Origin of the sequence: Pseudoxanthomonas sp. YR558 (assembly GCF_900116385.1) — a bacterium.
Lineage (GTDB): Bacteria > Pseudomonadota > Gammaproteobacteria > Xanthomonadales > Xanthomonadaceae > Pseudoxanthomonas_A.
In genome coordinates this window covers 2205788-2231548 of record NZ_FPCI01000001.1, presented here as the reverse complement: position 1 = coordinate 2231548, position 25761 = coordinate 2205788, and the positions used below count along the sequence as shown (strand labels likewise).

Below are 25761 nucleotides of genomic sequence, written 5' to 3'. Positions count from 1 at the left end.
GTGTGCGATCCTGCCCGCCCCACGTCGTCATCCGCTCCACCATGGCATTCGATGCCTTCGCTCTGATCCTGACCATGCTGGCGCTCGGCATGGCGTTCGCGCGCCTGCGCGTGTTCCCCGATAACGCCGCCGATGTCCTCAATCGCGTGGTGTTGTACGTCTGCCTGCCTGCTGCGGTGCTGATCTACGTACCACGACTGCACGTGGATGCTTCGTTGTTGGGCGTGGTGGCGACGCCGTGGGTGCTGACCGTCGCCACCGTCGCGCTGGTCGCGTTGGCGACGCGCATGTTCGGTTTCCGCCGTGATGAGCACGCGGTACTACTGCTCTGTGTGGCCTTGTGCAACAGTAGTTTCATCGGTTACCCGATGGTGCGCGCATTGCTGGGCGAACATGCGCTGCCCTATGCGGTGGTGTACGACCAGTTCGGCACCTTCGTGTTGCTCTCCACCTTCGGCCTGTACGTACTGGCGCGCTACGGCGGCGACACGCCGCCCACTACGCGCGAGATCGCGCTACGCATCGTGAAGTTCCCGCCGGTCTGGGCGCTGCTGTTCGCGCTGACGCTGATGCCGGCGCAACCCCCGGTGTGGATCGGCGCGGCGCTGAAGAATCTCGCCGATGCGATGTTGCCGCTGGTGATGCTGGCGGTCGGCCTGACCATCCAGTTGAAGCTGCCGCGGGACGAGGTGAAGCCGCTGGCCGTCGGCCTGCTGCTGCGGCTGCTGGTGATGCCTGCGCTCGCCCTGCCGCTGTCGCTCGCCTTCGGCATGCGCGGCGAGATGCTGCAGGCGAACGTGCTGGAGTCGGCGATGCCCCCGATGATCACGGCCGCCGCGCTCGCGATCTCCCACCAGCTGGCGCCGCGCCTGGCCGCCGCGCTAGTCGGCTACGGCATCCTGCTGTCGCTGATGACGCTGCCGATGTGGGCGTGGGTGGTGGGGCGCCTAGCCTGAGGCCAGGGCCTGTTTTCGCATCGCGTTGACCCGACCGGTGGAAGCATCCGCGCAGGAGGGTCACGCCATGTTCGACGGATGGGAGACGCAGTTGCCGGTGCTGGGCAAGGTCGCCTTCGCGATGTTGCTCGGGGGCGCGATCGGGTTGGAGCGCGAGTTGAAGGACCGGCCGGCCGGCTTCCGCACGCACATGCTGGTCGCCGGCGCGGCGGCCTTGCTCACCGGCATGGGCGACATGATGGTGGCGCAGGCGCAGCACGACGACGATGGTCGGGTGCAGATCGATCCCTTCCGGCTGGTGGAGGCGGTGATCGCCGGTGTCGCCTTCATCGGCGCGGGTACGATGATCGCCCACCGCGGCCGTGTGGTCGCCGGTATCACCACCGCCGCTTCGCTGCTGATGGTCGCGGTGATCGGCGTGGCGGTCGGCTTCGGCCATGGCTGGTTGGCGTTGCTGGCCACGCTGATGACGTTCGCCGTGCTGTTCGTGCTGGCGTGGCTGGAACGCCGCGTCGCCAAGCGCAACGACGACGACTAATGCATCATGCGATCAGGCGTTTCGCCCCATCGCGATGCTGCCGTCCCTCACGCGGATTCGCGTTCCATGCATCGGCCATCACGCGCACCGCCTGCACCAAGGTGTCTTCGGGTTTGGCGTAGGGAATGCGCAACCACTGGTCGCTGCCGCCCTCCACACTGAAGACCGGGCCCGGCGCGAGATAGACACCCTTGCGCTCCACGTCGGCGGCCAATGCGGTGGCGCTGCCGTGCGGCATGCGTACCCACAGCGTCAACCCGCCTTCGGGAAGGCGGAACCGCCAGTCGGGCACGTGTTCGCGCAGTGCCTGCACCACCGCGTCGCGACGCTGCCGTAGTTGGTCGCGTCGCGCGGCGAGGACGCCATCGGCATCCAGCATCTCGGTCACCACGAGCTGATCGAACAGCGAGCTGCCCAAGTCCATCTGTACACGCGTGGCGATGAGGCGCTCGGCGTGTTCGCGTGGCGCGCGGATCCAGCCCACGCGCAGGCCACCCCAGCAGAGCTTCGACGCGCTGCCGATGGTGAAGGCGTCGGGAGCATGCGCGGCGAACGGCGCCGGCATCGGCGCATCGGACAATCGGGTCGACTGAAGTGTTTCATCGACAATGGCGATCGTGCGCGTCGCACGCAACGCCGCCGCGTAGCGCACGCGTTGCGCGTCGCTCATCAGGAAGCCTGTGGGATTCTGGAAATCCGGGATCAGGTACGCCGCGCGCGGCGAGGTTTGCCGCAGCGTGGCTTCGATGGACGCGAGGTCCCAGCCTTCCTCGCCCAGCGGATCGCCCATCGGCGAACTGACCAGGCGCGCACCGCCCATCCGCAGCGCTTCGATGGCATTGGAATACACCGGCGACTCGATCATCACCCGGTCGCCGGGACGCGACAGCGCACGCGCGATGATCGCGATGGCCGAGAGCGCCCCCGACGTGACCACGATCTGCTCCGGGGCGGTCGGCAGTCCACGTACGGCGTACGACGCGGCGATGCGCGTCCGCAGCGCGGGCAGGCCCGACGGCAGGTAGCCGTCGCTGGCGAGATAGGCAGGCAGTGCCTCGAGCGCGCGCGCATACGCGGCGGCGACACCGGGCGTGGCCGCGCCGGCCGCGCAGTTGAGGTCGATCGTGCCGTCCGTCGATGACGTCGCGGTGCCGACCGCATGCAGGGCATGGTCGTGCGCGCGTCGGCGGTCGATGGGTACGGTGGCGAACGTGCCGGCGCCCTGCCGCGCCGTGGCGAAGCCCGCCGCCACCAGATCCGCATACGCACGGGTCACCGTGTTCCGCGAGACGCCGAGCACGTCGGTGACCGCGCGTTCGCTGGGTAGGCGGGTACCGAGCGGAATGCGGCCGTCGCCGATCAGTTCCTGCAGCGCCTGGCGCAGGCCGCGGTACGCGGGGGAGCGGGGGAAATCGCCGACCAACGTGGCGAGGCGATCCGGAGCCATTGAGCGGTTCATGAGGCCACTATCGCACGATTGGCTCTATCGAAAAGAGCCAATCGGGTGGAAGGTGGCCCCATGAAACCCACGTCTCCCATCGGACTGGCCAACCTCGGTCCTCTCGCCCAGCTCAAGGCCGGCCGGCTGCCCGAACGCCTGCTGCGCCTGCTCGTCGGCCTGTGGCTGTACGGCCTGGCCATCGCGTTGATGATCGAAGGCGCGGTCGGGGCCTCGCCCTGGGACGTGTTCCACCTAGGCGTCTCGCACCACCTGCCGCTGTCGTTCGGCACGGTGATGATCCTCACTGCGGTCGCCGTCTTGCTGGCGTGGATCCCGCTGCGACAGATGCCCGGCTTGGGCACGCTGGCCAACACGCTGCTGCTGGGGCCGTTCGCCGACCTCAACCTCGCCCTGCTGGCCACCCCTGAAGGCCTGCCGCTGCGCGCTGCCTACCTGCTGGCCGGTGTCGTGTTGTGCGCTATCGCCACCGCGCTGTACATCGGCGCGCAGCTGGGGCCGGGCCCGCGCGACGGCCTGATGACGGGTCTCGCACGCCGCACCGGTTGGTCGATCCGCAGCATCCGTACGCTGATCGAAGTCACTGTGCTCGCCATCGGCGTAGTGCTCGGCGGCGTAGTGGGCTTGGGCACGTTGGTGTTCGCCTTCGGCGTAGGACCGCTGACGCAGTTCTTCCTGCGTTACCTGGTCGTGCGTCTGGAAAAGCCGGCGACCGTCACCCTCGAAGGAGAAACATGATGAGCCCCGCGATCCTGCGCTACAGCGCGTTCACCACCGATCCGGCCGGCGGCAATCCGGCGGGCGTCGTCTTGGACGCGCGCGGCCTTTCCGACGACGCCATGCAGCGCATCGCGGCGGATGTCGACTATTCGGAAACCGCCTTCCTGCTGCCACGCGAAGACGGCGAGCTCGATGTGCGCTACTTCAGCCCGCTGGCCGAAGTCAGCTTCTGCGGCCACGCGACGATCGCGGCGATGGTCGCGTACGCGCATCAGCAAGGTCCGGGGGATTTTGTACTGAATACACAAGCAGGGCGTGTAAGCGTGACGGTCGACGCCGACTTCGCTGCCACCCTTACCAGCGTGGCGCCGCGCGTCGACGCGCTAGACGCGACCGATCTCGATCATGTGCTGGCCGCCTTGCGTTGGCATCGCGATGACCTTGACCCCACGTTGCCACCTGCCGTCGCGTATGCGGGCGCCTGGCATCCGATCATCGCTGTCGCCTCGCGCGCGCGGCTCGCCGACCTGAGCTACGACTTCGATGCGCTATCCACACTGATGGCTGCGCGTGGCTGGACCACGGTGAACCTGGTCTGGCGCGAAGACGCGCAGTCACTGCACGCGCGCAATCCGTTCCCGCCGGGTGGCGTGGTGGAAGATCCCGCCACCGGCGCGGCCGCGGCCGCCTTGGGCGCCTACCTGGCGACGCAGGATGCATTGCCGTACACGCGTCGCTTCCGCATCCTGCAAGGCCACGACCTCGGACGCCCCAGCCTGCTGCAAGTGGAAGTCCCCCACGACCTCCAGCAGGGTGTGCGAGTGAGAGGCACGGCGGTGGAGATGATGGTCTGACGTGCGCGTGATGCGCCGTGATCCGTGGCCTTGCATCGGTGGAGGTGTTACAAGGACCCACGCCCCGTGCCCGCCAAGGGCTGCGGCGCCCCGCTCACTGGCAGGTCATCTACAGGAAGGAGCTGTTATGCGATTGAACGCGCTTGTCCTTGCAGCAACCATTGCCTTTGCTGCTGTACCGGCCGAGGTGCATGCCGCACCCGACCCTTTGTTTGGCGAAGACGCGCACGCGAAGGCGGTCCTCGATTGCCACGCCGACTACGCACGACGCTTCGCCAGGGCGCTGACGCCGGTGAAGGGAACGCCGACCGAGGTGGCGACGGCGGCCTACGCTGGCTGCGCGGGTGAGTTCGAAGCCTTCTCGAAGGCGATGCGGACGCATGCCGAAACCAGCAAGGATCCGAAGGCCTTCATGGACCCGGACGGTTTCCAGAGGGAACAGCTGGCGAAGCTTCGTGAATACGCGTTCGCTTACACGCTCGATCTGTATCTGCGGAATACGACGACGTTCTGACGGAGCGCTCGGCCCCGGGCGCTCAATCCGCCGGCACCGTGCGCTCGCGCGCCCACTCGCGTAGCGCCTGCACCTGCTCGGCCATCAGCACCGACAGCGGACGCGTGTTGCGGATCTCGTGCATCACCACGTCGGTGTCCAGTGGCTTCAGTTCTGCATGTGCGGCGTACAAGGCCGAGACGATGGCCTGTTCCAGTTCTGCGCCGGAGAACCCGTTGGCAGCAGCGGCGAGCGCCGGCAGGTTGAATCCCTCCGGATCCAGCTGGCGACGCGACAGGTGGACGCGCAGCACCTCCACGCGCGCCTCGGGCGAAGGCAGGTCGACGAAGAAGATCTCGTCGAATCGGCCCTTGCGCAGCAGTTCGGGCGGCAAGTCCTGCACCTGGTTCGCGGTGGCCACGAGGAATACCTGCCCGCTACCCGCACCGGCCTTGCGCTCGGCCATCCAGGTGAGCAGGTAGCCGAGCACGCGGCGCGAGACGCCGCCGTCTTCGTCGCCACCGCTGGCCAGGCCTTTCTCGATTTCGTCGATCCAGAGCACGCACGGCGCCAATTGTTCTGCGGAAGCCAGCGCAGAGCGCAGGTTCTTCTCGGTCTCGCCGTGGTACTTGTCGTACAGCGTGCCGAAGTCGAGCCGCAACAGCGGCACGCCGAAACCGGCGGCCGTGGCCTTGGCCAGCATCGACTTGCCGCAGCCCTGCACGCCGAGCAGCAACACGCCCTTGGGCAGGTCCAGGCCCGGCGGCGGGTTACCGGAGACGAACACCGCGCGGCGCTGCTCGATCCAACGCTTCAGCCGCGATGCGCCGGCGACGTCGGCGAACTTCGCCGTGTCGTACTCGTAATGCAGGTGGCCACTGCGGTTCAGCAGTTCGAACTTGAGCTTGTTCAGCGCCGGCAAGTCGCTCGCGCTGAGTGCGCCGTCGTTGAAGATCAGCTGGCGGGCGATCCGGCGCGCGTCGACCAGGCTCAGGCCCTGCAGGTTGCGCACGATCTGCTTCACCGCCTCGCCATCGGCTTCGACCCGGCGGCCGCCGTGTTCGCGGGCGTAGTGTTCGGCTTCCTCGCGGACCATCTTCAGCAGCGCCGGGCCATCGGGCAGGCGCGGGCTGAAGCGCACCGCGAGCGCTTCGAGTTCGGCCGGCAGCTCGATCTTCGCGCCGACCAGCACCACCACGTGCGGCAGGGTGTGGCGGCGCTGCAGGATGTCGCGCAGCTGCCGCTGGCTGCTGGCGTAACCCAGGTAGGGATGGAAATCGAACAGCAGGTAGATGCCGCGCTGCTCGGCCTGCTTGATGGCCTGCAGGGCGGCGCTGGCGTCGGGCGGGCCGACGGCGTCGTCCTCGCGGTCCATGTCCAGCCGGCGCAGGCCTTCGGTGATGCTCCAGCGGAACAGCGCCCGCCACACCTGGGCCAGGGCTTGCCGGAACAGCTCCACCACGCGGGCCTCGTCCTGCGTCTCGATGACGATCAGCGGGGTGTTGGCGCGGATCAGCGCGGTGAGGTCCTGCAGTTCGTTCATGGGGCGGCCGGTCCGTGGGGACGGGCACGATAGCAAGGGCACGCGCGGCGGGGAACGATGGTGGCAGGGCTTCATGCCCGGTTCCCGGACGCCGGTTCCCGCTTCACCAAGGCCGGTGTACCCTGCGGGCTCCCCGGGCAACGAGGTGCGCGCATGAAGACGATTCTGGTCGCCAGCTCCAAGGGCGGCGCGGGCAAGACCACCCTGGCGACCAATCTGGCCGCGTACTTCGCACTCGATGGCAAACGCACGGTGCTGGTGGATGCGGATCCGCAGCACTCCTCCACCCGCTGGGCCGAACGCCGCGCCGAACTGGAAACCGCGGTGCTGCCGATCGATGCCAGCGGCAAGCGCGCCTGGCGCGCCTGGCTGCCGGACGACGCCGAACGCGTGGTCGTCGATGCGCCCGCCGGTGCGATGGCCGACGACCTGGACAGCTTCCTGGAACATGCCGATGCGGTCGTGGTGCCGGTGCTGCCTTCGGCCCTGGACATCGAGGCCACGGTCGGCTTCCTCAACACCCTCGCCAAAGTTCCGCGCGTGCACAAGCGCAAGCTGCCGGTGGGGCTGGTGGTCAACCGCACCAAGCCCTGGACCAATGCCTCGCAGCAGGCCGTGGAGATGCTGAAGACCTGGCCGTACCCGGTCGTTACCCAATTGCGCGATACCCAGGCCTACGTGGTGCTGGTGGGACTGGGGCGCAGCCTGTTCGATTACCGCTCGGCCCAGGTCCGCGACCACCAGGCCGACTGGGAACCGTTGTTGAAATGGATCAAGAAGGCCTGAGGCCTAAGGAGCAAGCGTCCCATGCGTGAACTCATCCTGCTGCGCCACGCGCATGCCGAACCGGCCACGACCGGCCAGTCCGACCTGGACCGTCCCCTTTCGCCGCAGGGCCTGGCCGAGGCCGAGTCGGTCGCGGCCTGGATGAAGGACAAGGGCCTGGTGCCCGATCGGGTGCTGTGCTCGCCGGCGCGCCGGGCGCGGGAGACGCTGGAGGCGGTGCTGGGGGCGATCGGCTATGTCGAACAGCGGCTCGAGGAGCGTATCTATGAAGCCACCCCCGGCACGCTGGCCGACCTCGCCGACCAGCATCGCGAGGCCGAGCGCCTGCTGATGGTGGGCCACAACCCGGGCTTCGAGCAGTTGGCGGCCCTGATGTATTCCGGCGTGACCAGCGAATACCGCGGCATGCCGCCGGCGGGCGTGGTGGTGCTGACCCTGCCGGTGGATGCGTCCATCGAACCGGGCGTGGCACAGCTCTCCGAATTCTGGTGGCCATGACGCACGCCGCCGCCGGCCTGCGGCTGGCCGCGCTGGTGGTGGGCGCGTTGCTGTCCGCGCCGGTGCTGGCGCAGGGACGCAACGATTTCGATCCGGCCAACACGCGGCTCGGGTTCGAATTGCGCACGCGCTGGGGCCAGGTGCTGGACGGCGTGTTCCGCCAGTACGAAGGCTCGGTGGAGCATCTGCCCGACGGCCGCCAGCAGGTGCGCCTGCGCATGTACACGCGCGATGTCGAGATCATCGACCATCCCCGCTACGGCGACTGGGCGCGCAGCGAGAAGTTCTTCGATGCCGACCGCTATCCGGTGGTCACCTTCACCTCCAAGCCCTACGACCCGATGCTGCTTTACGACGGCGGCAAGCTGGAGGGCGAGCTGAGCATCAAGGGCATCAGCCGGCCGCGCAGCCTGGACGTGGCCCCGGCGACCTGCCAGCGCCCCGCCGTGGGCTGCGACGTGGTGGCCACCGGTGCCGTGCGGCGCAGCGACTACGACATGGACGACTGGATGCTGGCCGTCAGCGACCGCGTGGTGTTCGTGCTGCGTGCGCGGATCAGGAGCGGGAAGGCGCCGTGAACCACCGTCGTGCCGCCGTGATCGCCGCGCGTTGCGCGGTCCTTTGGCTCGCGTTGCTGTGCAGCGCTTGCGCCAGTCTGTCCGACCGCCAGCGCGACCGCGCCGCCGGCATCGCCGCCGCCGCACGCTCGCAGGTCGTCGAGTGCACACAGGCCGATGCCTGCGCGCTGCGCTCGCCGCTGTACGACCTCGGCGACGAGGCGCGGGCATCGTCCACGCCGGAAGCGCCGCGGCATTACGCCGTCATCCTGGACCAGGGCTCCGACGCGCTGCTGGCGCGGCTCAATCTGATCCGCAGCGCGCGCGAGCACATCGACCTGCAGACCTACATCTTCGACAAGGACGACAGCGCCCGGCTGGTGCTGGACGAATTGCTCGGCGCCGCCCGGCGCGGGGTGAAGGTGCGCCTGCTGATCGACCAGCTGTCGGCGATCGCCGACCTGGAGATCCTCGCCGCGCTGTCCGGCGCGCACGAGAACTTCGCCATCCGGATCTACAACCCGAGCTTCGGCAAGGCCAAGCTCAACTACCTGGACTACGCGGGCAGCGTGTTGTGCTGTTTCCGCCGGTTCAACCAGCGCATGCACACCAAGCTGCTGCTGGTGGACGGACGCGTCGGCATCAGCGGCGGTCGCAACTACCAGGACGACTATTACGACTGGGACGCGGAGTACAACTTCCGCGATCGCGACGTGCTGGTCGCCGGCCCCGAGGCGGAGGCGATGGCGCGCAATTTCCAGCTGTTCTGGGAGGCGCGGCGCAGCGTGCCGGCGGAACGGCTCAACGACGTTGGTCGCACGCTGCTGGACGAAGGCGTCCCGGCGATGCCCGTGCCGCGCTATCTGCGGCCGGAACGCGTGCAGGCGGCCAGCGCCGATGCCAGCAATGCCGCCGTCATCCGCGAGCGTTTCGTCGATACCGCCTACCCGGTCGGCGCCGTGCGCTATATCGCCGACCTACCGCAGAAGCACCGGCGCGAACGTCGCGACGACGATGCGCCCGCCGCGCCCGAGCTGGAAGCGCTGATCCGCAGCGCTCAGACGGAAGTGCTGTTGCAGACGCCGTACCTGGTGATGTCGAAGCAGGCGCAGGCGATGTTCCGCGAGATGCGGCAGCGTCAGCCCCCGCCGCAGGTGGTGGTGTCGACCAACAGCCTGGCCGCGACCGACAACCCGGTCGTCTATTCGATGTCGTTCAAGTACAAGCGCCGCTATCTGCGCGAGTTCGGTTTCCAGATCCACGAGTTCAAGCCGTTCCCGGAAGACGCGCCGGTCGACTACGCCGCGCTGATGCCAGAAGGGCCGCCACTGACATCGCCGGGCGGCGAAGCCGGCGGCGGGAGTGGCATCCGCGGCCCGTCGGGTTCGATCGGACCGTCCTCCGGGGGGCCATCCAGTGCATCCTCCGGCGAAACCACGCGGCGTTTGCAGCGCACCGAATCACGGCCGTCGTTCCTCAGCAGCGGTGCCGGTTCCGAACCGTTGCCGCTGAAGCGCGCCGGCGTCCGCATGGGCCTGCATGCGAAGTCGATGGTGATCGATGGCGAGACGGCGGTCATCGGCACGCACAACTTCGACCCGCGCTCGGAGAACTACAACACCGAGGCGGCGGTGGTGATCCAGGACACCGCCTTCGCCCAGGCGCTCGCGGACAGCATCCGGCGCGACATGTCCCCCCGCAACGCCTGGGTGATCGCGCCGCGTGCCAAGCCGGTGGTGTTCTCGGGCCTGGACTACAGCCTGGGCAAGGTGTCCGAAGCGTTGCCGATCTTCGACATCTGGCCGTGGCGCTACGCGACCAGCTACGAGTTCCAGCCCGGACCGGACTGTCCGCTGCCGGTGACGCCGAAGGATCCGGCCTTCCATCGCTGCTATGTGTCGGTGGGCGATTTCCCTGAGGTCAACGTCGGCCCGAAGTGGCTGTACACGCGCGTGCTCACCGCGTTCGGCGCCGGGCTCGTCCCGATCCTCTGAAGGCCGGTCCACCCGGAGCGACGTGGCGCTTCGGGTGCCGCGCGGGCTGGCGTACCCTTGCGCTTTCCTTTCCGGTTCCCGTTCCGCCATGAGCTTCCGCGCGCCCATCGACCTCGCCGCCCTCAACGCCCACGCAGGCAATACGCTGGTGTCGAACCTGGGCATCGTCATCACCGGTGCCGGGGATGACTGGTTGCGCGGCACCATGCCGGTCGATGCGCGCACGGTGCAGCCCTACGGCATCCTGCATGGGGGCGCCTCGGTGGCGTTGGCTGAAACGCTGGGAAGCATGGCCGGCAACCTGTGCGTGGACACGACGAAGGAGATGGTCGTAGGCCTGGAAATCAATGCCAACCACGTGCGCGCGATGCGTGGTGGTGTGGTCACCGGGACGGCGCGCGCGCTGCATGTGGGCCGCAGTACCCAGCTGTGGGAGATCCGCATCGAGAACGACGAAGGCAAGCTGGTCTGCATCTCGCGCCTGACCCTGGCAGTGGTGCCGGTCGCCAAGGGCTGAGGCCTGCGGGATGCCGTGATCGCAAGGCGGCGCCTCACTTCTCCCCGTCCACTCCTGCTATCGTGACGGCATGACGCCACCCCCTGTTCATGTTGCGCGCGCCCATGGCGCCGCGCGGGCATTCCGCTACCTGTATCGCGTGCCGCTGCTGCTGATCCATCTGCTGGTCTTCCTGCCGGTCACGCTGCTGTGCCTGTCGCCGCTGCTGGTGTGGATCCGGGTGGGCGACGAGAACGCGGGCGACGTGGCGGTGCGCTGGTGGTCGAGTGGACTGATGCGAATTTTCGGCTTTCGCCTGCGCCGGGTCGGCACGCCCTTGTCGGGCCCGACGATGTTCGTGGCCAACCATGTCAGCTGGATCGACATCGAGGCGCTGCACAGCCAGCGCATGATGGGCTTCGTCGCCAAGCAGGAGATCCGCGGCTGGCCGGTGGTGGGCTGGCTGGCAGCGCAGGGCCAGACGATCTTCCACCAGCGCGGCAGCCAGGAATCGCTGGGCGGCGTGCTGCAGGCGATGATGCGACGGCTGCGTGAGGGTCGCTCGGTGGGTGTGTTTCCAGAAGGCCGCACGCGCGATGGCCACGAGGTCGGCCCATTCCATGCCCGCATCTTCCTGGCAGCGGTCGAAGCCGGCGTGCCGGTGCAGCCGGTCGCGCTGCGCTACGGTGCGCGCGGCAGTGCCCAGCCGGTGGTGGCGTTCGGGCCGAAAGAGAGCTTCTTCGCCAACTTCCTGCGCTTGCTCGGCGAGCCGGCGCGGACCGCGGACATCTGTTTCCTCGAACCGATCCGGATCGCGGACGTGGAGGGACGCCGGCGTATCGCCGACCTCTCGCGCGAACGGATCGTGCAGGCGATGGCGGCGGCCTGACCCATGGCGTTGACGGGTTTCCGACGGAATCGAAGGAATACTCGGTCCCGCGGTGCCATCCTCGGCCCGACGCTGCCGCGATGAGCCCATGATCACCGCCGCCGATTACCGACCGCCACGTTGGCTTCGCAACCCGCACCTGCAATCGGTGCTGGGCTCGAGCGCGCTGCGTCGCCGGCGCGGCCTGCGTGCGTTGGCGGTGAGCGGTGCAGTGACCGCCGAGCACATCGTCGATGGCGGCGATGGGGTGCGGTTGCAGGGATTCCTCAGCCAGGTGCCGGGCCGCGAACCGCGCGGTCTGGTGTTGCTGCTTCACGGTTGGGAAGGCAGCGCCGATTCGAGCTACATGCGACTGACGGCGGCACAGCTGCTGTCGCGCGGGTTCGATGTGTTCCGGCTGAACTTCCGCGACCACGGCGATACCCATCACCTCAACGAAGACCTGTTCCACTCCAACCGCCTCGATGAAGTGGTGCATGCGGCCGCGGATGTGTCGCGGCGTTTCGCCGGCGGCGTGCCGATGCGGGTGGCCGGCTATTCGCTGGGCGGCAACTTCGCGCTGCGCCTGGCGTTGCGGGCACCGCAGGCCGGGCTGGCGTTGGCGCACGTGGCGGCGGTGTGCCCGTTGCTGGACCCGGCGACCACGATGGAGCGCATCGAGAACGGGTTGCCGCTGTACGACTGGTATTTCGCGCGCAAGTGGCGCCGCTCGCTGGAGCGCAAGCGACACCTGTTCCCGCAGCGGCACGATTTCGACGACACCGTGCTGGCACTGGACATGCGCGCGCTGACCGACTGGCTGGTGCAGCGGCACACGGCGTTCGGCACGCTGGATGCGTATTTCGACGGCTATGCGATCGGCGGCGATCGGCTGTCCGGGCTGTCCGTGCCTGCACACATCCTGATGGCCGAGGACGATCCGGTCATCCCCTTCGATACCTTCCGCGGCTGGACGTTGCCGGCCCAGGCCACGCTGGAGATCGCGCCTTGGGGCGGGCACTGCGCCTTCATCGAGAACGTCGCGGGCGACGGGTATGCCGAGCGGTGGGTGGCCGAGCGACTGGCCGGCGACGCTGCCTGAGCCCGGAACCGCCGTTACAATCGACGTTTGTCCGAACGCTGGTAGTCCGATGTACGACCCGATCCTCGAAGCCCTGCGCCGCGGCGCCACGGCCGATGCGCTGACCGCTGCCGAAACCCTCGTGGCCGAGCGCCCCGACGACGCCCAGGCACTGCGCTGGCTGTCCGCCGCCCAGTTGCAGAGCGGCCAGGCCGATGCGGCGCTGGCCAGTATCGACCGCGCCATCGCCCTGTCGCCGGAGAACGCCGAACTCCACCTCGCGCGCGCCGGCGTACTGGTCGGCAGCCGGCGTCCGGACGAGGCACAGGCAGCGCTGGATCAAGCAACAGGACTGGATCCCAACCAGTTCACCGCCTACGTGGTGCAGGCCCAGTTGGCGCTGAACCGTGGCGACCTGGAAGAAGCGCAACGCCTGAACCGGTTGGCCTCCCGCGTCGCGCCCGAACATCCGCGTCTGGCGTTCGTTGACGGTATGGCGTTGCTGCACCGGGGCGACGCCGAAGGTGCGCTGAAGACGTTGTCGGCCGCACTTCAGCGTGCGCCGGATGATATCCAGCTCATGCATGCCCTCGGCTTCGTTTACATGGCGCGCGGCCATCTGGCGTTCGCCGAGCAGACTTTCCGCAACATTGCGGTGAAGGTGCCGGCCGCTACGGACGTGACCCTTCTGATCGCGAGCCTGGCCGGTCGCCAGGGGCGTCCGGACGAGGCGCTTGAATTGCTCGCCCCGGTGCTGGCCGATGCGCAGCGGGCGACGGTTGGCGTGCGTAGCCTGGCCGGTCGCCTGTATCTGCAGGCGGGCCAGCTCGACACCGCCGCGCCCTTGCTGCAGGGGGCGCTCGCTGCCGGTGCGCAGGATCGCGAGGTGCTGTCGTCGTTGCTGGAGGTGTGGCACCGGCAGGGTCGGCGCGACGACGGTCGGCAGGCGCTGGACGCGTGCCTGGCGTTTTCGCCCGGCAGCACCGATCTGTGGTTGGCGCGACTGGCGTTAGAGGATGTCGGCAGCCCTGGCGCCCTCGCTGCGACCCAGCGCTGGCTGGATGCCGCACCCGATGCAGTGGGTGCGCTGGAGGCCCGCTTGGCGGCGCTGGAGCATGTGGGTCGGCTGGACGATGCTGAAGCAGTGGCCGACCGGATCATCGCCCTGCAACCGGGGCACGGTGTCGCGCAAGCACGCAAGGTGAATGCGTTGGTCGCACGCGATCCCGCGGCGGCGGTGGCGCATGTGGAGGCACTGCTGGCGCAAGCGCAGAGCGACGATTCACGCACGATGCTGCTGGGTTGGTTGGGCATGGCGCAGGATCGCGCCGGCCAGGCGTCGGCGGCGGTCGCGAGTTGGAGCGATCGCGCACGCGCGCAGCAGGCGCAGTCGCTGCCGTTACCCCTGCTGGCGCCGGCGGCCCAGGGATGGCCAGCGCTCGCGACGGTGCCGGAGGGCAATGCGGAGTGGCCGCTCCTGCTCTGGGGGGCTCCTGGCTCCAGTGTGGAGCGCATGGTGGCCGTCTTCGCCCAGGCCCGTGCGTCACTGCTGACCGACCGTTTCGACGCCTCGCCGCCGAAGGACATGTTCCAGCCGTTCGCCACCGTCGAACAGTTGCTTTCCGGGCAGGCTGACGCCTCCTCGATGCTGGCAGGTTGGCGCGCGTCGTTGTCTTCGCGCGGTGCGCGCAATGGCAACGTGATCGATTGGCTGGTCTGGTGGGACAACACCTTGTTGCAGGCGTTGCGCCCGCACCTGCCGCAGGGTCGCTTGCTCGCGATCCTTCGCGATCCGCGCGACATGCTGTTGGAGTGGTTGGCATGGGGAGCGCCGTCGATGCTGGCGATCCCCTCGGTCGACGTGGCCGCTACCTGGCTGGCGGGCGTGCTCGAACATCTGGCGGAACTGCTGGAGCAAGAGCTGTACCCCGCGGTCGCCATCCGCATCGACGGTATGGAGAACGATCCGCAGCGCCTCGCAGAGGCCCTCGGCCATGCACTGGGCGGTGCGCAGCTGCCGGCGCCCTCGCTGGCCGGTCATTCCGGATTTCCGTCCGGGCATTGGCGCCAGTACGCCGATGCGCTCGCAGGGCCGTTCGCCATGCTCACCCCGGTCGCGGTGCGTCTGGGCTATCCCGAGGCCTGACCTTTTCGCGCGCGACAGGAGTGGCACATGCGTCTGTGGAGCGACAGTTTCGAAAATACCCGTCCCATCCCGGCCGAGTTCGCGATGGGGCAGCCTGATGGCTTCGCGGCCAACCGCAACCCGCACTTGGCATGGGAGGGCGTCCCCGACGGCACCGCATCCTTCGCCCTGCTCTGCATCGATCCGGACGCGCCGACCGTGCCTGAAACGGTCGGGCGCGAGGACGTGCAGATCCCGGTTGAACAACCGCGTGCGCACTTCATCCACTGGGCGATGGCGGACATCGCGCCGGACACGCGCGCGATCGCGGCCGGCAGCTGCAGCGATCGCGTCACCGCACGCGGCAAGCAGCACCCCCCAGGTCCGGCGGGTGCGCGCCAGGGATTGAACGACTACACCGGCTGGTTCGCCGGCGATGCGCAGATGGGCGGGGACTACACCGGTTACGACGGTCCGTATCCGCCGTTCAACGATCTGCGCGTGCACCGCTATTTCTTCCGCCTGTTCGCGCTGGATGTCGCCGCGCTGGACCTGCCTGCGCGCTTCACCGCCGCCGATGTCGAACGTGCGATGCAGGGCCATGTGCTGGCCGAAGCCGCGGTGCATGGCACCTACACCTTGAATGCGAGCCATGCATGAACGCGGGGGCTGAGGGCAATCCTTACGAAAGTCCCGCCAGTTCCATCCTGGATCCCGCAGTCACTGCGGTGACGCTCATTCCGGCCACGAAGTTGCGCCGCTTCATCCATTGGCTGATCGATCGGTGCACGGTGATGGGCCTGCTTTTCCTGGCCATGATCGGTGCAGGGATCGTGGGGGGTGAGGCGGTCCTGGAATGGGTGGAGGCCCTGGCCTGGTGGCAAGACCAGCTCATCGGTCTCGCGGCCATCGTCTTGTACTACACCGCGATGGAAGGACTGACCGGGACGACGATCGGAAAGTTGCTTACTGGCACGCGTGTCGTCGACGAGTCGGGGGACCGGATCGGCTTCCGGCAGGCGTTGCTGCGTAGCCTGAGCCGTGTGGTTCCGTTCGAAGCGTTTTCCGTACTGCTCGCAGAGGATGAAGATCCTCGGGGTTGGCACGATCGTTGGCCCCGCACGCGGGTCGTGCTCAGGCGCCACGCCACGGCCGTACCGGCCTGAGCCGTCCCCGTCGTCACTCGTCGTCGGGCCTCCAGCGCGTACGTCCGGCGTCGTCGATGATGAGGCAGGTGCCCGTTGCAGGACATTCGCGAACGACGCGGATGTCGTGCAACGGAACATCGAGGCGCCACGCGAGTCCCCAGGCGCCGATGGCGTAAAAGCGCTGCTCGTCCGTCACGCTGACGTGCAGGGGCACGGTCGGCGCAGGCTGTCTTTCCAGCGTCTGCAGCGTGGCTTCCGCCCAGCGGGCGCGACCGATCAGTCCCGGATGATCGAGGCGACGCGTGCCTTCCACGGCGACCCATGACGAGACGGCAATGAGCGCAGCGACCACCAGTGCGCGCGGGGTATCCACGATGCCGCGTGCCAGCGCGATGATCGGCAGGATGACGGCGATGGCGGCGTAGTACTCGTAGCTGTTCCATGCGAACAGGAAGTAGGGCGCGTAGGCCAGCACGGCGAAGATCGGCAGGGCCAGCCACTGCCGCATCGCCAAAGTGCTGCGCCCATGCCGGAACGCCAGCGCCCAGGCTCCCAGCATCGGCAGCGCCGTAGCGACGATCCAGGCCAGCCCAGGCAGTCGCTCGCCAGCGACGGCCATGCGCAGTGCTTCGCGCGGCACGTTCAGCAGCCAGGCGGCGAACGAAGCCGCATTGCGCACGACATGGCTGCCGAGACCGAGTTCGTAGGCCGCATCGGTATTGGCGGTGAATCGTCCGCGCAACACCAGCCACACGGCGACCACGACGACCGTCGACAACCACGCGACGATCTCGTCCGCCTTCGCTCCGCGAACACCGACGAACGCGGTGATCACCAGGATCAAGCCTGGCGTGAGCGCGGCGGATTCCTTGCAGAGCAGGGCCAGCGCAACCGATGCCGGCACCGATGCCAGCAGCGCTACGCGTGCGGCGCCCTTCGCATCACGCGCGCCGAGCCAGGCGGCCAGCGCCAACGTCGTGAACAACGAGAGTAGCGCGTTGTTCGCGGCGGCCACCCAGTGCACGGGCAGCACATGCATCGTCAATGCGCTGTACACGACACCGGACAGCGCAGCGATCCTGCCGGCGCTTCGCCATGTGCAAGCACGCGCCACCTGGTATCCGAGCAGACCGACGCCCACCGATGCGAGCACGTGCAGCCCCAGGTTCACCGCATGCGCGGCGAAGGCATTCCCATGCAGGACAGCATCGATGAAGCGCCAGTACGCTTCCTGCGAGAGCGGCCGCCAGAAGCGCACCGGCGACGAGGGCCAGAAGTCCGACCACCACGGCGCGCCACTCGCGTTCGTCGCGTGTGCCGCATGCAGGAACACATAGTCGTCGCCCCAGAACGGCGTCCACAACGCAGGAAGCCACATGGCCGCCGCTGAGATGGCCAGCCCGATGAGGGCGACCCAGAAGAGGGAGGAGGCGTTCCTTGCAGGGCCCATCAGTGACGCGTCCAGTCCGGTGGCGCGCCACTATACCGGCGACGCGCCACCGCCGAGCGCATCACTTCTTCTCGTTGGCGGACTCCACCACCATGTCCAGCACATAGGCGCGGTTGGACGCGTCCGCGGGCGGGTTCTTCACGGTGTAGCGATCCACGCGCAGCACGTTGCGGATGCCCGGCTCGTGCGTGTAGCCCTCGATGCTGTCGTAGAAGTGCTGGAACTCGCCGGGCGTGCCGACCTTCAGGCCCTTGTCGTCGTACTGGATCTCGCGGACCTGCAGGCATTGCATCTCCGGGATCAGCGGATGGTTGCAAGGCTTGGTGGCCGCGGCCACTTCCAGGAACACGCGTTCGCCCGGGCCGCCGTAGCGCGTTTCGGCGGTGGGCTCACCGGTGAAGGCGAGCGTGTCGCCGGTGGCGGTGGTGAAGGTCAGCGTGGGCGCATCGCCGGCCGTGGTGGTCGCCAGTTTCAGCGTACCTTCCAGGCGCTTGCCGACTTCGTCGTCCAGCGCCATCAGTTTGGCGTCGGCGCAGGCCATCTTCGTCGACATTAGGCGTCCGGCGGTCAGCGAGCCGTCGGCCAGCGTGTAGCTGCCGCCCATGCGGTTGCAGGTGTTGGAAATACCCAGGCGCCCGTCGCGGAAATCCAGCGTCACCGGCTTGTCGGGCTGGGCGAACAGCGCGTCGATGCGTTGGCCTTGCGCATCCGTCGCCGAGGCCAGGCGCCAGTGGTACTTCGGCAGCAGCGCGCCGTCGGCGGGAGCGGCGACGGGTGCGGCCGCGGGGGCCACCGCGGCAGGAGGGGTGGGGGTCTCGTCGGCCGGCTTCGGGCAGCCGGCCAGTGCGAGGGGCAGGGCGAGCAGCAGCAGTCGTTTCATGGCGTCTTCTCCAAGGGTGGCCTATGCAAACGCGCGAGCGGTTGGAACGGGGTGAAGGGCGATCAGCTTCCGACCGGCATCAGCAGGAGCAGCAGCGCGCCCAGCACGATGCGATAGATGGCGAAGCCGGTGAAGCGGTGCGCCTTGATAAAGCCCAGCAGCCACTTCACCACCACGAAGCCCGTCGCGGTCGCTGCCGCGAACGCCAGGGCGACCTCGCCCCAGTTCTCGCTACCCAGCGCGTTGTCCTTCACCAGTTCCAGGAAGGCGTAGCCACTGGCCGCGAACATCGTGGGGATGCCCACCAGGAACACGAACTCCGCCGCCGAGGAGCGCCGGCTGGTGCCGGCCAGCATCGCCATGAAGATCGCGGCCGCGGAGCGTGACGTACCCGGGAACACGCCCGCCACGACCTGGGCCAGGCCGACCAGCACCGCGACCTTCCAGGTGATGGCCGCCACGTCGCCGCGCTTCTCGGCGAAATGCTCGGCCACCAGCATCCACACGCCACCGAGGATCAGCGCCCAGGCGATCGGGGTGACGGTCTCCGGCAGCTCCCAGCCCGCCAACCGCACCGGCAGGCCGACGAAGGCGGTGACCAGGAACGCCACGGCCAGTTTCATCGCGTAGTCGCGTGTGGCGGCATCGCGCCAGCCGGTGGCCAGCTCCCAGATCCGGCGGCGGAACACCAGCGTCGTGGCCAGGATCGCGCCGGCCTGGATGACGATGTTGAAGAAGTCCGAGCGTTGGCCCAGCCAGTGCTGGGCGATCAGCAGGTGGCCGGTGCTGGAGACCGGCAGGAATTCGGTCAGGCCTTCAAGGATGCCGAGCAGCAGCGCGGCGAGCAGGTCGGTCATGGGCGCAGGGGGCGGCGGAAAGCGGAAGAGGATAGTGGAAAGCCCGGTGCACCGTTTTGGGGATGTACGCGGGAAATATGCACCATTACGGGGATTTGGCGTGAAGGCTGCGTCAATCTAGTCCAACAAAATCAATGGCTTGGATGAGTTATTGGGTTGGCACGAGGATTGCTCTATCCCGATACATCCTTATCCAACCCGAGGTTCCAAGATGTCTGTGGAGAATGTTGAAAAGCTGATCAAGGACAACAAGGTCGAGTTCGTCGACCTGCGCTTCGTCGACATGCGCGGTGTTGAACAGCACGTCACCTTCCCGGTCAGCATCGTGGACGCCTCGCTGTTCGAGGACGGCAAGATGTTCGACGGCTCGTCGATCTCGGGCTGGAAGGGCATCAACGAGTCCGACATGGTGCTGCTGCCCGACCCGAGCAGCGCCTATCTGGATCCGTTCTATGCCGATCCGACCCTGGTGCTGATCTGCGACATCCTCGACCCGGCCACCATGCAGGGCTACTCGCGCGATCCGCGCGGCATCGCCAAGCGCGCCGAGGCCCACCTGAAGGCCAGCGGCATCGCCGACGTCGCCTTCTTCGGCCCGGAACCCGAATTCTTCATCTTCGATTCCGTGCAGTTCGCCAACGACATGGGCCACACTTTCTTCAAGATCAATTCCGAAGAAGGCGCCTGGAACAGCGGCAAGAGCTACGACGGCGCCAACAGCGGCTACCGTCCGGGCATCAAGGGCGGCTACTTCCCGGTGCCGCCGACCGATTCGCTGCACGACCTGCGTGCCGAGATGTGCAAGACGCTGGAACAGGTCGGCATCGAAGTCGAAGTGCACCACCACGAAGTCGCCACCGCCGGCCAGTGCGAGATCGGCGCCAAGTTCAACACGCTGGTGCAGAAGGCCGACGAACTGCAGCGCATGAAGTACGTGGTCCGCAACGTGGCCCACCGCAACGGCAAGACCGCCACCTTCATGCCCAAGCCAATCGTCGGCGACAACGGCAGCGGCATGCACGTGCACCAGTCGCTGGCCAAGGGCGGCACCAACCTGTTCACCGGTGACGGCTACGGCGGCCTGTCGCAGATGGCGCTGTGGTACATCGGCGGCATCTTCAAGCACGCCAAGGCGATCAACGCGTTCGCCAACTCGGGCACCAACAGCTACAAGCGCCTGGTGCCGGGCTTCGAAGCGCCGGTGATGCTGGCCTACTCGGCGCGCAACCGTTCCGCTTCGTGCCGCATCCCGTGGGTGGCCAACCCGAAGGCGCGCCGCATTGAGATTCGCTTCCCCGATCCGCTGCAGTCCGGCTACCTGACCTTCACCGCGCTGATGATGGCCGGCCTGGACGGCATCAAGAACCAGATCGATCCGGGCGCGCCGAGCGACAAGGACCTGTACGACCTGCCGCCGGAAGAAGAGAAGAACATCCCGCAGGTGTGCTCCAGCCTGGACCAGGCGCTGGAGGCGCTGGACAAGGACCGCGACTTCCTCAAGGCCGGCGGCGTAATGACCGACGACTTCATCGATGCGTACATCGCGCTGAAGATGCAGGAAGTGACCAAGTTCCGCGCGGCCACGCACCCGCTGGAATACCAGCTGTACTACGCCAACTGATGACGTCGTACGCGCTCATCGCCACGCATGCGGAGGGCCTTCCCGAGGTCCTCCGCACCGCAGCGATCGCGCACTGAGTTCTCGCGGCGATGGCGACGGATCACCCCTCCCACCCGTCGCCATCGCCGCACCCTCTCGAACGCATCGCGTCGCGATGCGTCCGCCCGGTTGGGGAACCGGGGCAACACCTGTCTTCGATTCCTGGAGATCGCACCAACGCTGTACTTGGGGAAACACAGGAGAGGTCCATGAACCGCAGCTCCCTCCCACGTCATCCGTTTCCGCCGCAAATGATCGCGGCGGGCACGGGTGCGGTTCATGCATCGCTCCGCACCGGAAACGTGCGCGCCGCCAGGGGGTTGTGCGCACGGGTGCCTTGAAACCACCGGCCGGCTTCGGTCGGCCGGTTCCATCCACCATCGGGGTATGCGCATGAAACTGATCACCGCCATCATCCGGCCGTTCAAGCTCGACGAGGTCCGAGAGTCCTTGTCGCAAGCGGGCGTGTCCGGCATCACCGTGACCGAAGTGAAAGGCTTCGGCCGGCAGAAGGGCCACACCGAGCTGTACCGCGGCGCCGAGTACGTCGTCGATTTCCTGCCGAAGATCAAGATCGAAACCGTCGTCACCGACGAGCGACTGGATGCCGTCATCGAGGCCATCCAGCAGGCGGCCGGCACCGGCAAGATCGGCGACGGCAAGATCTTCGTCACCACCATCGACCAGGTCATCCGCATCCGTACCGGCGAAGTCGGCGCGGACGCGCTCTAACACTCGGAGCCCCCACATGAAGACTCGACTGTTCTCCGGGTGGAAGACCCGTACCCGGAATCTGTGCATGGCCGCGCTGTTCGGCCTGATGACGGTGGGCGCGACCGCCACCGTGTTCGCCGCGCAAGACACCGTCGCACCCACGACCGAAGCTCCCGCTGCCGATGCCGCCCCCGCGGCCGACGCTGCGCCTGCGCCGGTCGAAGCGGCCACCGCGCCCGCGGAAGCGGTCGCGGCCCCGGCTGAAGCCGCTGCCGCGCCTGCAGAAGAAGCCGCGGCCGCCGCGCCGGTAGTCGACAAGGGCGACGTGGCGTGGATGCTGACGTCCACGCTATTGGTGCTGCTGATGGTGGTGCCGGGCCTGGCGCTGTTCTACGGCGGCATGGTGCGTTCGAAGAACGTGCTGTCCGTGCTGGTGCAGGTGATCACGGTGTTCTCGCTGCTGGTCGTGCTGTGGATCGTCTACGGCTACAGCCTGGCGTTCTCGGGCGAGGGCCAATGGATCGGCAACCTGGACAAGCTGTTCCTGACCGGCGTCGGCATCGACACGCTGGCCGCCACCTTCACCGACGGCGTCAGCCTGCCCGAGTACGTGTTCGTCGCGTTCCAGTCGACGTTCGCCGGCATCACCGGCGCGCTGATCGTCGGTGCGTTCGCCGAGCGCATGAAGTTCGCCGCGGTCATCCTGTTCTCGGTGATCTGGTTCACCTTCGGCTATCTGCCGATCGCGCACATCGTGTGGGCCACCGGCGGCTATCTGTTCGAACTGGGCGCGCTGGATTTCGCCGGCGGCACCGTGGTGCACATCAATGCGGGCGTGGCCGGCCTGATCGGCGCGTACTTCGTCGGCAAGCGCCTGGGCTACGGACAGACCGCACTGAAGCCGCACAACGTCACCCTGACCTACGTCGGTGCATCGCTGCTGTGGGTGGGCTGGTTCGGCTTCAACGCCGGCTCCAACCTGGAAGCCACCGCGGGCGCCGCATTGGCCTTCATCAACACGCTGGTCGCCACCGCCGCGGCGGTGATCGCCTGGGCGCTGGCCGAGAAGATCTTCAAGGGCAAGTCGTCTGCGCTGGGCGTGGCCTCGGGTGCGGTCGCCGGCCTGGTCGGCATCACCCCGGCCGCCGGCCTGGTGGGTCCGTTCGGTGCCGTGGCCATCGGCTTCATCGCCGCCATCGCCTGCGTGTGGGGCGTCACCGGCCTGAAGCGCCTGCTGAAGGTCGACGACACCGCCGACGTGTTCGGCGTGCATGCCGTGGGCGGCATTGTCGGCGCGATCCTGACCGGCGTGTTCTACAACCCGGCGTGGGGTGGCCAGGGCGGTGAGGACTTCGATCTGGTGGGACAGGTCATCAAGCAGGCGACGGGTGTCGGCCTGACGATCGTCTGGATCGGCGTGGTCTCGGTGATCGGCTTCCTGATCGCCAAGGTCGTGTTCGGCCTGCGCGTGGCCGAAGACGCTGAGCGCGAGGGCCTGGATATCGCCTCGCACGGCGAATCGGCCTACGAGGCCTGAGGGTTTGCCGGGGACGGCTTTGCACTAAACTGGTGCAATGTCGTCCCCGGACGTTTTCCGCATGCGCATCGAGCCCACCACCGACGCCCTCAGTACGCCGGTGGCCTGGGCGGACGCCGACGGCCAGATCCTCGGCGTGAACCCGGCCTTCGCCCGTTGGCTGGGCGTCAGTACCCGCCGCCTGCTGGGACAACCGCTGGCGGCCCTGGAGATCGAAGGCGACGCCATGGCGCGCTTCCTGGACAACACCGACCGCGACGTCCTGCGCCTGCACCGGCTGGCCCTGGGCATGCCGGGTGAGTCGCCCCGCTTCGCCGAAGGCTGGCTGTCCCGGCTGGATGGCGGCGGCTGGCTGCTGGAAGCCCACCCGGTCGACGAGTTCCCGGCCCTGGACCCGACCCAGGCGCTGCCCAATGCCCTGAGCGCCGCGCTGAAGGGCCTGGCCCACGAACTGCGCAATCCACTGGCGGGGCTGAAGGGCGCCGCCCAGCTGCTGGCGCGCCGCGCCGTGCAGCGCGATGACAACGACGACGAGCGCGAGCTGATCAGCCTGATCGAATCGGAGATCAACCGCCTCAACAACCTGCTCGAGCAGTTGCTGTCGCCGGTCCCGCAACGACCGCATGCGCCGCTCAACATCCATGCCGTGCTCGAGCGCGTGCTGCGGCTGGCCGAGAACGAAGGCGGTTGGTCGGTGCGCCTGCAGCGCGATTACGACCCCAGCCTGCCCGAGCTCGACGGCGACGCCGACCGGCTGACCCAGGCGGTCTGGAACCTGGTCCGCAACGCCCTCCAGGCGGGTGCGGCCAACATCATCCTGCGCACCCGTGTCGAACACGGATCGCGCATCCACGATCACCTGCATGCGATGGCGCTGCGGGTGGAGATCGTCGACGACGGTCGCGGCGTGCCGGAAGAGCTGGCGGAACACCTGTTCCTGCCGCTCGTAAGCGGCCGTGCCGAAGGCAGCGGCCTGGGCCTGGCCCTGGCACAGCAGGTCGCCCGCGAACACCGCGGCACGCTGACCTACCGCTCCCGTCCCGGCCACACGGTCTTCACTCTGATGCTGCCGCAATCGCTGCACGACACCGACGAGGAACGTCATGTCCACTGACCGCCTGGCGGCCGCCACCGCCGCCGACGCCCGCCGCATCTGGGTCGTGGACGACGACCGCTCGGTGCGTTTCGTCCTGGCCACCGCGTTGCGCGATGCCGGGTATTCAGTCGATGGCTTCGACAGTGCGGCGGCGGCGCTGCAGGCGTTGGGCGCGCGCGGCGCGCCGGACCTGCTGTTCACCGACGTGCGCATGCCCGGCGACGATGGCCTGGTGCTGCTCGACAAACTGAAAGCCACGCATCCGCAGCTGCCGGTCATCGTGATGTCGGCCTACACCGACGTGGCGAGCACCGCAGGGGCTTTCCGCGGCGGTGCGCATGAATTCCTTTCCAAGCCCTTCGACCTTGATGATGCGGTCGCACTGGCCGCGCGTACCCTGCCGGATGCCGGCGACGTCGCCGACGCCATCCCCGAAAGCGATGCGCGCAATGCCACGCCGCAGCTGATCGGCGACACGCCCGCCATGCGTGCGCTGTTCCGTGCGATCGGCCGCCTGGCGCAGGCGCCGCTGTCGGTGCTCATCACCGGCGAAACCGGTACCGGCAAGGAACTGGTCGCGCACGCGCTGCATCACGAATCACCGCGCTCGCGCAAACCGTTCGTGGCGTTGAACACGGCCGCGATTCCGGCCGAGTTGCTGGAGAGCGAACTGTTCGGCCACGAGGCCGGCGCGTTCACCGGCGCGCAGAAGCGCCATATCGGCCGTTTCGAACAGGCCGACGGCGGCACGCTGTTCCTCGATGAAATCGGCGACATGCCGCTGCCGCTGCAGACTCGCCTGTTGCGCGTCCTGGCCGAGGGCGAATTCTTCCGCGTCGGCGGGCGCGAACTGATCCGGGTCGACGTGCGCGTGATCGCCGCGACCCACCAGGACCTCGATGGCCTCGTCGCCGAAGGCCGCTTCCGTGCCGACCTGCTGCACCGCCTCAACGTCGTCCGCCTGCAATTGCCGCCGCTGCGCGAACGCCGCGCCGACGTGCCGCAGTTGGCGGAGAACTTCCTGACGATGGCCACGCGCAAGCTGGACATCGCGCCCAAGCGCTTCGCCAACGCCGCGCTCGACCTGCTGCAGGCCCACGACTGGCCCGGCAACGTGCGCGAACTCGAGAACGTGTGCTGGCGCCTGGCCGCACTCGCGCCCGCCGATGTCATCAACACCACCGACCTGCAGGGCGCGCTGTCGCATGCGCCCATCGCCGGTGGCGGGCGGGGCGAGTGGGACCACGCGCTGGCCGAGTGGGCGCGCCGTCGCCTGCTGGAAGGCGCGGAAGCGCTGCATGCCGAAGCGCGGGAGCGTCTCGATCGCACCCTATTGGAAGTCGCGCTGGAACTGACCCACGGCCGTCGCGCGGAAGCGGCGGTGAAGCTGGGCGTGGGACGCAACACGGTGACACGCAAGCTGGGGCCGGGCCGCAAGCGCGGCTGAGCGC

General features: G+C 68.0%; 25 protein-coding genes. 20 read left to right on the top strand and 5 right to left on the bottom strand.

Features of this window, described 5'->3' with window-relative positions; translation table 11 throughout:
* Nucleotides 1–41: 41 nt before the first annotated feature.
* Together BM365_RS10440 and BM365_RS10435 are read left to right on the top strand one after the other, a co-directional pair.
* Complete coding sequence (locus BM365_RS10440) at nucleotides 42–956, top strand: AEC family transporter (RefSeq protein WP_093488941.1); 915 nt, start codon at nucleotides 42–44, stop codon at nucleotides 954–956.
* Between the two features lie 67 nt (nucleotides 957–1023).
* Complete coding sequence (locus tag BM365_RS10435; RefSeq protein ID WP_093488939.1) at nucleotides 1024–1494, top strand: MgtC/SapB family protein; 471 nt, start codon at nucleotides 1024–1026, stop codon at nucleotides 1492–1494.
* A 4-nt stretch (nucleotides 1495–1498) separates the two neighbouring features.
* Here the strand turns inward: BM365_RS10435 and BM365_RS10430 are convergent, their stop codons facing one another.
* Complete coding sequence (locus BM365_RS10430) at nucleotides 1499–2953, bottom strand: MocR-like transcription factor YczR (RefSeq protein ID WP_093488937.1); 1455 nt, start codon at nucleotides 2951–2953, stop codon at nucleotides 1499–1501.
* 60 nt (nucleotides 2954–3013) lie between these two features.
* On the opposite strand from BM365_RS10430, the gene BM365_RS10425 reads away from it, so the two are divergent.
* From BM365_RS10425 to BM365_RS10415, 3 genes are all read left to right on the top strand, one after another.
* A complete protein-coding gene (locus tag BM365_RS10425) occupies nucleotides 3014–3691 on the top strand; it encodes a membrane protein YczE (protein WP_093488935.1) in 678 nt (225 codons plus the stop codon).
* Entirely contained in the window at nucleotides 3691–4527 is an 837-nt protein-coding gene (locus BM365_RS10420) for a PhzF family phenazine biosynthesis protein (RefSeq protein ID WP_093488933.1), read from the top strand. The genes BM365_RS10425 and BM365_RS10420 overlap by 1 nt, the downstream gene beginning before the upstream one ends.
* A 127-nt stretch (nucleotides 4528–4654) precedes the next feature.
* The gene (locus BM365_RS10415) at nucleotides 4655–5041 is read left to right on the top strand and encodes a hypothetical protein (RefSeq protein ID WP_139227398.1); all 387 of its coding nucleotides are present in this window, start codon (nucleotides 4655–4657) and stop codon (nucleotides 5039–5041) included.
* Between the two features lie 22 nt (nucleotides 5042–5063).
* Here the strand turns inward: BM365_RS10415 and BM365_RS10410 are convergent, their stop codons facing one another.
* The gene (locus BM365_RS10410) at nucleotides 5064–6563 is read right to left on the bottom strand and encodes an AAA family ATPase (RefSeq protein WP_093488929.1); all 1500 of its coding nucleotides are present in this window, start codon (nucleotides 6561–6563) and stop codon (nucleotides 5064–5066) included.
* 153 nt (nucleotides 6564–6716) lie between these two features.
* On the opposite strand from BM365_RS10410, the gene BM365_RS10405 reads away from it, so the two are divergent.
* The 10 genes from BM365_RS10405 (at nucleotide 6717) to BM365_RS10360 (ending at nucleotide 16134) form a co-directional block, all read left to right on the top strand.
* Entirely contained in the window at nucleotides 6717–7349 is a 633-nt protein-coding gene (locus BM365_RS10405; RefSeq protein WP_093488927.1) for a ParA family protein, read from the top strand.
* A gap of 21 nt (nucleotides 7350–7370) precedes the next feature.
* The gene (locus BM365_RS10400; RefSeq protein ID WP_093488925.1) at nucleotides 7371–7847 is read left to right on the top strand and encodes a SixA phosphatase family protein; all 477 of its coding nucleotides are present in this window, start codon (nucleotides 7371–7373) and stop codon (nucleotides 7845–7847) included.
* A complete protein-coding gene (locus tag BM365_RS10395) occupies nucleotides 7844–8425 on the top strand; it encodes a YceI family protein (RefSeq protein ID WP_093488923.1) in 582 nt (193 codons plus the stop codon). Before BM365_RS10400 ends, BM365_RS10395 begins: the two co-directional genes overlap by 4 nt.
* The gene (locus tag BM365_RS10390) at nucleotides 8422–10398 is read left to right on the top strand and encodes a phospholipase D family protein (protein WP_233210896.1); all 1977 of its coding nucleotides are present in this window, start codon (nucleotides 8422–8424) and stop codon (nucleotides 10396–10398) included. Before BM365_RS10395 ends, BM365_RS10390 begins: the two co-directional genes overlap by 4 nt.
* Before the next feature lie 88 nt (nucleotides 10399–10486).
* Nucleotides 10487–10915 (top strand): hotdog fold thioesterase, encoded by a 429-nt coding sequence (locus BM365_RS10385; RefSeq protein WP_093488921.1) that lies wholly within the window; start codon nucleotides 10487–10489, stop codon nucleotides 10913–10915.
* Between the two features lie 70 nt (nucleotides 10916–10985).
* Entirely contained in the window at nucleotides 10986–11783 is a 798-nt protein-coding gene (locus BM365_RS10380; protein WP_093488919.1) for a lysophospholipid acyltransferase family protein, read from the top strand.
* A gap of 91 nt (nucleotides 11784–11874) precedes the next feature.
* Nucleotides 11875–12864, top strand: coding sequence for a YheT family hydrolase (locus BM365_RS10375; protein WP_093489657.1), 990 nt, complete (start codon nucleotides 11875–11877; stop codon nucleotides 12862–12864).
* Nucleotides 12865–12913: 49 nt separating this feature from the next.
* The gene (locus tag BM365_RS10370) at nucleotides 12914–14989 is read left to right on the top strand and encodes a tetratricopeptide repeat protein (RefSeq protein ID WP_093488917.1); all 2076 of its coding nucleotides are present in this window, start codon (nucleotides 12914–12916) and stop codon (nucleotides 14987–14989) included.
* 27 nt (nucleotides 14990–15016) lie between these two features.
* On the top strand, nucleotides 15017–15628 hold the full coding sequence (locus BM365_RS10365) for a YbhB/YbcL family Raf kinase inhibitor-like protein (RefSeq protein WP_093488915.1): 612 nt from the start codon (nucleotides 15017–15019) through the stop codon (nucleotides 15626–15628).
* Nucleotides 15625–16134: an RDD family protein gene (locus BM365_RS10360; RefSeq protein ID WP_093488913.1), complete on the top strand. Its 510-nt coding sequence runs from the start codon at nucleotides 15625–15627 to the stop codon at nucleotides 16132–16134. Before BM365_RS10365 ends, BM365_RS10360 begins: the two co-directional genes overlap by 4 nt.
* Before the next feature lie 13 nt (nucleotides 16135–16147).
* Here BM365_RS10360 and BM365_RS10355 read toward each other — a convergent pair whose 3' ends face one another.
* The 3 genes from BM365_RS10355 to BM365_RS10345 all read right to left on the bottom strand — a co-directional run bounded on the left by BM365_RS10355 (nucleotide 16148) and on the right by BM365_RS10345 (nucleotide 19303).
* Complete coding sequence (locus tag BM365_RS10355) at nucleotides 16148–17566, bottom strand: hypothetical protein (protein ID WP_139227397.1); 1419 nt, start codon at nucleotides 17564–17566, stop codon at nucleotides 16148–16150.
* A 61-nt stretch (nucleotides 17567–17627) separates the two neighbouring features.
* Nucleotides 17628–18446: an META and DUF4377 domain-containing protein gene (locus BM365_RS10350; RefSeq protein ID WP_093488909.1), complete on the bottom strand. Its 819-nt coding sequence runs from the start codon at nucleotides 18444–18446 to the stop codon at nucleotides 17628–17630.
* 62 nt (nucleotides 18447–18508) lie between these two features.
* The gene (locus BM365_RS10345) at nucleotides 18509–19303 is read right to left on the bottom strand and encodes an undecaprenyl-diphosphate phosphatase (protein ID WP_093488907.1); all 795 of its coding nucleotides are present in this window, start codon (nucleotides 19301–19303) and stop codon (nucleotides 18509–18511) included.
* 211 nt (nucleotides 19304–19514) lie between these two features.
* Between BM365_RS10345 and glnA the strand changes: the two genes are divergently transcribed.
* The 5 genes from glnA (at nucleotide 19515) to ntrC (ending at nucleotide 25757) form a co-directional block, all read left to right on the top strand.
* The gene (gene glnA / locus BM365_RS10340) at nucleotides 19515–20924 is read left to right on the top strand and encodes a type I glutamate--ammonia ligase (protein WP_093488905.1); all 1410 of its coding nucleotides are present in this window, start codon (nucleotides 19515–19517) and stop codon (nucleotides 20922–20924) included.
* A 432-nt stretch (nucleotides 20925–21356) separates the two neighbouring features.
* Entirely contained in the window at nucleotides 21357–21695 is a 339-nt protein-coding gene (locus BM365_RS10335; RefSeq protein WP_056880236.1) for a P-II family nitrogen regulator, read from the top strand.
* Between the two features lie 16 nt (nucleotides 21696–21711).
* Nucleotides 21712–23214: an ammonium transporter gene (locus BM365_RS10330; protein ID WP_093488903.1), complete on the top strand. Its 1503-nt coding sequence runs from the start codon at nucleotides 21712–21714 to the stop codon at nucleotides 23212–23214.
* A 61-nt stretch (nucleotides 23215–23275) separates the two neighbouring features.
* Nucleotides 23276–24328: a two-component system sensor histidine kinase NtrB gene (locus BM365_RS10325; protein ID WP_093488901.1), complete on the top strand. Its 1053-nt coding sequence runs from the start codon at nucleotides 23276–23278 to the stop codon at nucleotides 24326–24328.
* Nucleotides 24318–25757: a nitrogen regulation protein NR(I) gene (gene ntrC / locus BM365_RS10320; RefSeq protein WP_093488899.1), complete on the top strand. Its 1440-nt coding sequence runs from the start codon at nucleotides 24318–24320 to the stop codon at nucleotides 25755–25757. The genes BM365_RS10325 and ntrC overlap by 11 nt, the downstream gene beginning before the upstream one ends.
* The last annotated feature ends 4 nt before the right edge of the window (nucleotides 25758–25761 follow it).

Bases quoted from the DNA above. Each gene is read 5' to 3' on its own strand.
- BM365_RS10440 (WP_093488941.1), top strand. From the start codon at position 42: ATGGCATTCGATGCCTTCGCTCTGATCCTGACCATGCTGGCGCTCGGC.
- BM365_RS10435 (WP_093488939.1), top strand. From the start codon at position 1,024: ATGTTCGACGGATGGGAGACGCAGTTGCCGGTGCTGGGCAAGGTCGCC.
- BM365_RS10430 (WP_093488937.1), bottom strand. From the start codon at position 2,953: ATGAACCGCTCAATGGCTCCGGATCGCCTCGCCACGTTGGTCGGCGAT.
- BM365_RS10425 (WP_093488935.1), top strand. From the start codon at position 3,014: ATGAAACCCACGTCTCCCATCGGACTGGCCAACCTCGGTCCTCTCGCC.
- BM365_RS10420 (WP_093488933.1), top strand. From the start codon at position 3,691: ATGAGCCCCGCGATCCTGCGCTACAGCGCGTTCACCACCGATCCGGCC.
- BM365_RS10415 (WP_139227398.1), top strand. From the start codon at position 4,655: ATGCGATTGAACGCGCTTGTCCTTGCAGCAACCATTGCCTTTGCTGCT.
- BM365_RS10410 (WP_093488929.1), bottom strand. From the start codon at position 6,563: ATGAACGAACTGCAGGACCTCACCGCGCTGATCCGCGCCAACACCCCG.
- BM365_RS10405 (WP_093488927.1), top strand. From the start codon at position 6,717: ATGAAGACGATTCTGGTCGCCAGCTCCAAGGGCGGCGCGGGCAAGACC.
- BM365_RS10400 (WP_093488925.1), top strand. From the start codon at position 7,371: ATGCGTGAACTCATCCTGCTGCGCCACGCGCATGCCGAACCGGCCACG.
- BM365_RS10395 (WP_093488923.1), top strand. From the start codon at position 7,844: ATGACGCACGCCGCCGCCGGCCTGCGGCTGGCCGCGCTGGTGGTGGGC.
- BM365_RS10385 (WP_093488921.1), top strand. From the start codon at position 10,487: ATGAGCTTCCGCGCGCCCATCGACCTCGCCGCCCTCAACGCCCACGCA.
- BM365_RS10380 (WP_093488919.1), top strand. From the start codon at position 10,986: ATGACGCCACCCCCTGTTCATGTTGCGCGCGCCCATGGCGCCGCGCGG.
- BM365_RS10370 (WP_093488917.1), top strand. From the start codon at position 12,914: ATGTACGACCCGATCCTCGAAGCCCTGCGCCGCGGCGCCACGGCCGAT.
- BM365_RS10365 (WP_093488915.1), top strand. From the start codon at position 15,017: ATGCGTCTGTGGAGCGACAGTTTCGAAAATACCCGTCCCATCCCGGCC.
- BM365_RS10360 (WP_093488913.1), top strand. From the start codon at position 15,625: ATGAACGCGGGGGCTGAGGGCAATCCTTACGAAAGTCCCGCCAGTTCC.
- BM365_RS10355 (WP_139227397.1), bottom strand. From the start codon at position 17,566: ATGGGCCCTGCAAGGAACGCCTCCTCCCTCTTCTGGGTCGCCCTCATC.
- BM365_RS10350 (WP_093488909.1), bottom strand. From the start codon at position 18,446: ATGAAACGACTGCTGCTGCTCGCCCTGCCCCTCGCACTGGCCGGCTGC.
- BM365_RS10345 (WP_093488907.1), bottom strand. From the start codon at position 19,303: ATGACCGACCTGCTCGCCGCGCTGCTGCTCGGCATCCTTGAAGGCCTG.
- glnA (WP_093488905.1), top strand. From the start codon at position 19,515: ATGTCTGTGGAGAATGTTGAAAAGCTGATCAAGGACAACAAGGTCGAG.
- BM365_RS10335 (WP_056880236.1), top strand. From the start codon at position 21,357: ATGAAACTGATCACCGCCATCATCCGGCCGTTCAAGCTCGACGAGGTC.
- BM365_RS10330 (WP_093488903.1), top strand. From the start codon at position 21,712: ATGAAGACTCGACTGTTCTCCGGGTGGAAGACCCGTACCCGGAATCTG.
- BM365_RS10325 (WP_093488901.1), top strand. From the start codon at position 23,276: ATGCGCATCGAGCCCACCACCGACGCCCTCAGTACGCCGGTGGCCTGG.
- ntrC (WP_093488899.1), top strand. From the start codon at position 24,318: ATGTCCACTGACCGCCTGGCGGCCGCCACCGCCGCCGACGCCCGCCGC.